6 protein-coding genes are annotated in these 5,799 nt (G+C 69.7%); all 6 read right to left on the bottom strand.

What is annotated here, in order from left to right; genetic code table 11:
* Window positions 1-49: 49 nt before the first annotated feature.
* Window positions 50-298 carry a hypothetical protein gene (locus tag HOP12_15140; protein ID NOT35479.1) on the bottom strand — a complete coding sequence of 83 codons (249 nt, stop codon included), beginning with the start codon at window positions 296-298 and terminating at the stop codon, window positions 50-52.
* 5 nt (window positions 299-303) lie between these two features.
* Complete coding sequence (locus HOP12_15135) at window positions 304-2,187, bottom strand: S9 family peptidase (GenBank protein ID NOT35478.1); 1,884 nt, start codon at window positions 2,185-2,187, stop codon at window positions 304-306.
* 356 nt (window positions 2,188-2,543) lie between these two features.
* Window positions 2,544-2,906, bottom strand: a complete 363-nt coding sequence (locus HOP12_15130) for a hypothetical protein (GenBank protein NOT35477.1) — start codon at window positions 2,904-2,906, stop codon at window positions 2,544-2,546.
* A gap of 89 nt (window positions 2,907-2,995) precedes the next feature.
* The gene (locus HOP12_15125) at window positions 2,996-3,970 is read right to left on the bottom strand and encodes a histone deacetylase (protein NOT35476.1); all 975 of its coding nucleotides are present in this window, start codon (window positions 3,968-3,970) and stop codon (window positions 2,996-2,998) included.
* Window positions 3,970-4,860 (bottom strand): GAF domain-containing protein, encoded by an 891-nt coding sequence (locus HOP12_15120; GenBank protein ID NOT35475.1) that lies wholly within the window; start codon window positions 4,858-4,860, stop codon window positions 3,970-3,972. The genes HOP12_15125 and HOP12_15120 overlap by 1 nt, the downstream gene beginning before the upstream one ends.
* Window positions 4,861-4,959: 99 nt before the next feature.
* Window positions 4,960-5,799 (bottom strand): deoxyribodipyrimidine photo-lyase (locus HOP12_15115; protein NOT35474.1); only part of this gene is annotated, 840 nt, incomplete at its 5' end.

The following is a 5,799-nucleotide window of genomic DNA, read 5'->3' as shown; positions in this document are numbered from 1 at the left end:
GTGCGCCAGCGCGCGCAGCGACGCCGGCGGTCGGGCGCCGCGCGCCGGCCTAGCTGGTCGTGCCGCCACGCGGCTCGCCCGTGTTCGGATCTCCCGAACCCATCTGCCACCAACCGTCTTCGGGGGTGAGCATCTGAGCCTCGCCCGTCACGCGGTGAATCCGCACCGGATAGGTGCCGTCCTCCAACGTGATGTGCGTGTGACGCCACGGGGTGGGCCACACGGCGAAGAGGAATCCCGCCAGCGCCGCCAGCAGCAGCGCACGTCTCAACAGTCGCCAGAACTCGTAGCGTCCCATCGTCCTCACCTCACCCAGCGATCGAACCACGCGCGGATGCGCGTCCATTGATCCCACTGATGGCGATACTCGCGCGGACTGTGCAGCTCGCGCGGGTACCTCACCAGTTCGGTCGGTACTTCGAGGCGCCGCAGCGAGGTATAGAGCAGCTCGCTGTTCGCCGGAGGGGTGCGGGGGTCGTTCGCGCCGACCAGGATCAGCGTCGGAGTCCTGACCTTCCGCACCTGCTGGATCGGCGAACGATCGCGATAGATCGCCTCGCGTTCCCACGGTGGCCCCTGCTGTTCGTATTCGCGATAGCGATGGACGTCGCTCACGCCCCATTGCAGTCGCAGATCCGAGATCCCCGCAATCACGCAGGCCGCGTCGAAGCGCGACGTCTGCGTGATCGTCCACGCAGTCAGATAGCCGCCGTACGAGCGCCCGAACACCGCAAGGCGCGAGGAATCGACGAGCCCCTGTGCCACCAGGTGGTCCACTCCGCTCGTCACGTCACGATGGTCCTGTCCGCCCCAGTCGGCTCGCTCGCGCCGCATGAAGGCGGTTCCATAGCCGCCACTCGAGCGGAAGTTCGGCATGAACACCTGCCAGCCGTTGGCCGCGAACCACTGAGGGATCGCCTGAAAGCCGAGATCGAAGCGCGTCGAGTAAGGGCCGCCGTGCAGCACCACCGCCGTCCGCAGCGCGCCGCGCGCTGCCGCTCCGGCGGGCCTCAGCAGCAGCCCTTCGACCCTCACACCGTCGCTGCTGGTCCAGCGCACCGTTCGCATCGAGCCGAACGTGCGCGTGGCGAGTGCCGCATTGCGCGCGGTGAGCGGAGAGCCGGCTCGATCGGCGTGAGCGGCGACCACGATCTCGCCCGGCTCCTCGGGGCCCGATTGGATCCACGCCGCGCGACCGTTCGGAGCGCTGGTGAGCGCGGTTGCAGTTCCGTTCACGTCGGTGCCGAGCGTCACGGCGCCGCCGGCGAGAGCCACCCGCGCCATGCGCGTCGTCACGCCCTGCGCGGAGTGAAAGCTCAGGGTGTCGCGGGTCGCATTCCAGGCCGGCAACGTCGCATCCTCATCGAACTGCGCGGTCAGAATGCGAGCCGCCCCGCCGCCGGATGGCACCACGACCAGCTCGCGCTTCTGCACCCACTGAGCGCGATCGGTCCCGGTCGCGAGCGCGATCCAGCGTGCGTCGGGGGACCATGTGAACGCCGTGCCGATCACTCCCAGCCGACGCACCGGGCCGCCGCGCGCGGCAACCACCGCGAGGTCCTGCTGGTTTTCTTCATCGGGGCGCCCGGTCGGGCTCGTGATCCACGCCAGTGCCGTGCCGTCGGGCGCCCAGCGCAGATACCACTTGCCGGTCGCATCGGTCGTGAGGCGCCGCTGCTTGCCGGTGGCGAGATCGAGCGTCCAGATCTGCGGCCACTGGAGAATCTCGTCCTCGACCAGGTGGTCCCACTTCTGCTTGCGCCACTCGCGCACCGTGCGTGGCAGCGTGTCGAGCTTCACGTATGCGAGCGTGCGGCCGTCGGGCGACCACTGCACTTCGGTGACGGCTTCGTCGTAGGTGCCGACCGCCCACGGATCGCCGCCCGACAGCGACAGCATCCAGATCGCGGAGCGTGCGTCCTCACCGCTGCCGCGATTCGCGATGAACGCGATCGTGTCCCCGGTCGCGGAAAACGTCGGGGAGACGTCGTTCTTCGGATGGCGCGTCAACTGCCATTCGCGGTGCCGGGTGAAGTCGTAGAGCCACAAGTCCGCGTTGCTGGTGCTCTCGGCCGAGTCGACCGAGGTCACGACGTAGGCGAGTGTCGAACCGTCCGGCGACCAGGTCAGGCCCGAGAAGGACGAAATGGTGAGCGCCTGCTCGAGCGAGATCGCGTTCGCACGCACGGCGGACTCGGCCGGGCCGACGGCGCTGCAGAGGCAGGCGGCCACCATGACTGCCAGCGCAATTGCAGCGGCCCGACGGGCGGGCTGCCGGGCGGGTGAATTCTGCGATTTTTTGCGGAACGCAGAGTGATCGCTCAGGGCATGCCTCGCGGATTCGAAACCGGGAGGCGCAGCCTATCGCAGCCACCCATGGCGGTCGAGCCAGCGCGATCGAGCCAGCGGGATCGAGCCAGCGCGATCGAGCCGGCGCGATCGAGCCAGCGCGATCGGGCCAGCGCGCACGCGGGCTCCGGCGCCCCCGGGCGGTTCGGGCCGCCCCGGGGCGTGCCGCAGCGGGCGAAGGGTCACCGCACCCGTCAGGTGTTCGAAGGCTCCTTGACCACCACCTTGTGAGCGACGGCCTGACCATCCTTGTCGCGGTAATAGACCGTGACGTACGCGTCCTTCTGCAGCTCGCCGGTGGTCTTGAGCTCGGCGTTGCGAGAGAACACTCGGGTCTCCGCCTTCTTGCCGCGTTTCTCGACGGTGAACGACGCCTTCTCCATGGCGACGACGTAGCCGGTGAACTGACGCTGAACGACCTTCTTCTTCGCCGTGCTCGATGCGGTGGCTTCGGCCTTGGCGTAGGCCGCGGGTGCGAGTCCTCCGGCCGGCGCAAGCGCCCCGAACACCAGTGCTGCGGCAAGCCCGACCGGGATCCAGATTCGCTTCGACTTCATCGTGACACCTCCCATGCGTGGAGGGGGCCGGCGAGGTTCAGGGCCAGAGTCGTGCCAGCGCGCCGCGTCGAAATCGCTGCGCAATCGCGTCAGTCGGCGGCGAGTGCTTCGTCCACGCCGTGGTCGAAGGGACGCGGATCGTTGACGCTCGCGCGCCGTTCCCGCGCATGGCGTGCGGCGCGCCACACTCCGAGGTGCGCTTCGACGCTGGCATCGTGCGGGTCGGAGTAGCCGCCGCCCAGCGTGACCACGACCGGCGCGCCGACCCGCTCGCACCATTCGAACACGTGCGAATCGCGCCGCGCGAGGCCGTCCGCGGTGATCGCGAGCTTGCCGAGGCGATCCTCGTCCAGCGGGTCGACGCCCGCCTGGTACCACACCAGGTCGGGCCGATGGTGCTCGAGCGCCGCCGGCAGATGCGTTTCGAGTGCCGCCAGATAGGTGGAGTCGTCGCAACCCGAATCCAGCTCGACGTCGAGCGAGCTCTGCGCCTTGCGGGCGGGGTAGTTGGCACCCGCGTGCATCGAGAACGTGAAAACGCTCGGATCGCCGGCGAAGCACGTCGCGGTGCCGTCGCCCTGGTGGACGTCGAGATCCACGACGAACGGGCGACGGGCGAAACCTCGGGCGCGCAGCACTTCGATCGCGACGGCGATGTCGTTGAACAGGCAGTAAGCGCCCGCGCGGTCGCGATGCGCGTGATGACTGCCGCCGGCCAGGTTCCCGGACACGCCGTGCGTGAGTGCCGCGAAGGACGCCGCGACGGTTCCGTACACCGAGGCACGTGCGCGCGCGACCAGCGCCCGCGACCACGGCAGCCCGAGGCGTCGCGCGTCGTCCATCGTTGGCGTACCGCCGATCGCGCGCGCGACGTACTCGGCCGCGTGCGTGCGCTCGAGCCACGCGACGGGGGCTTCGCGCGCGGGGTGCAGCTGGTCGCGTTCGACCAGCCCCTCGCTCAGCACGCGCTCGACCAGCGGCGCGTACTTGGCGCTCGGGAAGCGGTGGCCTGCCGGTAGCGGGATCTGGAACTCGTGGTTCGTCCACGCATGCAGCGGCCGCATCAGTCGCGCCCCGGAGCAACGGGAGCCGGCGCTGCCGCTGTGCGTGGCGCGGCACGCCGCTCGATGCCGAGCTTCTTCATGCGGGAAAACAGGGTCGTGGGCTTGAGCCCGAGCACGCGAGCCGCACCGCTCGGACCACTGACCTTGCCGCGGGTGTGGGCGAGGACTCGCTCGATACTCTCGCGCTCCGACTCGGCGAGCGGTCGCAGCCAGGTGGTATCCGCAGTGGCGGTGGCGGTGGCGGTGGCGGTGGCGGTGGCGCGCGGCGCCGCGACGCTCGACTCGGGCGCGGGCGTCGCGGAATTGGCGACCACGCCGCGAGTCGCGCGAGCGTGGCGCACCACCAGCTGATTGCGCTCGGTCGCGAGCTCGCGATAGGCGCGCAGGTGTCCGAGTGCGGTTCCGCCGAGGCGTGCGATCGCATCGAGCGCCGCCCGTTCGCGTTCCGCGATCGGGGCGCGGCTGAACACCGCGAGCACCCCGATCGCCTGGCCCCCGTACTCGATCGGAAGTGCGGCGAACGCCACGATGCGATGGGTGGCGAGCCAGGTCGCCTCGGCGAGGCCGGCGGCGGCCAGCCCGCTGTTTGCGATCAAGGGCCGGCGTTCGATCGGAACGCGCCCGACTTCGCCGTGCCCGAGCGGAAAGCGGCGAAACGGTCCGTCGATGCGCGAGGTCAGCCCGGCACTCGCGACCAGGTGCAGGCAGGTCTCGCGGTGGGGGCAGTGAGGGGCCTGGGCGCATTGAGCGCACTGATCGCCCGGCCCCATGAGCCACACCCGGCAGAGCGCTCCGTCGCAGGCGCCGAGCGCCGCCTCGGCGAGCGGGCGCAGGATCGGATCGAGCGCCGAACGACCGGCTGCCGCAGTTGAGCCATCCGTGGCTGACATAGGATCACGATATATCGTGAGTCGGCCGAATTACGCAAGCGGCATCTTCGAGATCGGCCATGGCTCACGAGATATCGCGAGTCGCGATATCTCGTAAATCTATCGCAGGGGCTCGGGCCCGCCTGCAGGACCCGTAAGCGACTCGCCGGTTGCGCGGTACATGGCGAGCGCCCGCTCCCGCTGAGTTGGGTGATCGACGATCGGCGCCGGGTAGTCATTCGACCCGAACAGCCAGCCTGTCGCCTTCGACAGCCACGGCTGATGAACGTCCGACGCCCGAAGCTCCGCCAGCTCGGGGACCCAGCGCCTGACGTAGTCGCCCTCGGGGTCGAAACGCTGCCCTTGAAGTACCGGATTGAAGATCCGAAACCAGGGCTGAGCGTCGGTCCCGGTCGAGGCCGCCCACTGCCAGCCGCCGTTGTTGCTGGCCAGGTCACCGTCCACGAGCTGGGTCATGAACCAGCGCTCTCCGAGGCGCCAGTCGAGCAGGAGGTCCTTGGTGAGAAACGACGCGACGATCATGCGCACCCGGTTGTGCATGAAACCGGTCGCCGCCAGCTCCCGCATGCCCGCATCCACGATCGGATAGCCGGTGCGCCCGAGCCTCCACGCCTCGAGGTGCGCCGGACCGCCTTCCCACCGGATCGAGTCCGCGGCGACGCGAAACGCGCGCGACTCGACATGCGGAAAGTGGAACAGCACGTGCGAGTAGAAGTCGCGCCATCGCAGCTCGGAGACGAACTTCTCGGCGGCACTCACCGGCACGTCGCCACCACGGCCCGCGGCGTCGAGCGCTGCGGCGGCCGCGGTGCGTGGCGAGAGCGTTCCGAACTTGAGATCGGCCGAGAGTCGGGAGACCGCGGCGGCCGCTGGCATGTCACGCTCGAGGTCGTAGCGCCTCAGCCCGTGCGCGATGAACTCCGCCAGTCGCCCGCGCGC

The organism is Candidatus Eisenbacteria bacterium (assembly GCA_013140805.1).
Taxonomy (GTDB): domain Bacteria; phylum Eisenbacteria; class RBG-16-71-46; order RBG-16-71-46; family RBG-16-71-46; genus JABFRW01.
Note: the sequence above shows the minus strand (reverse complement) of the source record. Positions and strands in the feature narration are given on the sequence as shown.

What these genes read in the sequence shown, in the direction of transcription:
- HOP12_15125 (NOT35476.1), bottom strand. Translation starts at nt 3,970, where the DNA reads ATGCGGCCGCTGCATGCGTGGACGAACCACGAGTTCCAGATCCCGCTA.
- HOP12_15120 (NOT35475.1), bottom strand. Translation starts at nt 4,860, where the DNA reads ATGTCAGCCACGGATGGCTCAACTGCGGCAGCCGGTCGTTCGGCGCTC.
- HOP12_15140 (NOT35479.1), bottom strand. Translation starts at nt 298, where the DNA reads ATGGGACGCTACGAGTTCTGGCGACTGTTGAGACGTGCGCTGCTGCTG.
- HOP12_15130 (NOT35477.1), bottom strand. Translation starts at nt 2,906, where the DNA reads ATGAAGTCGAAGCGAATCTGGATCCCGGTCGGGCTTGCCGCAGCACTG.